Below are 234 nucleotides of genomic sequence, written 5' to 3'. Positions count from 1 at the left end.
GTGCATTGTTTAAGAAAACATCTCTATTCATATAAACTGTGGCGTTTTTCCCGAAATTTTCAAGTGATTTTTCCAGTGACTGTACTCGATCATATAATTTCGCATTTTCCATTAAGAGAGTATCAATTTCCATTTCTAATATTCCTTGTTCCACTTCCGATAAAAATGCGTGCTCTTCTTTCGGATCAGAAAAAAGAAAGCTGACTCCAATTACAAATCTGGCAACTACAATAA

General features: G+C 33.8%; 1 protein-coding gene. It reads right to left on the bottom strand.

Features of this window, described 5'->3' with window-relative positions; all coding sequences use genetic code 11:
- Positions 1-234, bottom strand: a 234-nt coding sequence (locus tag AOA60_RS33490) for a hypothetical protein (protein ID WP_218240826.1), incomplete at both ends; no start/stop codon positions are given.

The organism is Pseudomonas sp. 2822-17 (genome assembly GCF_002742485.1).
Classification (GTDB): Bacteria; Pseudomonadota; Gammaproteobacteria; order Pseudomonadales; family Pseudomonadaceae; genus Aquipseudomonas; species Aquipseudomonas cyclaminis.
This window is presented reverse-complemented; position numbering and strand designations above follow the sequence as displayed.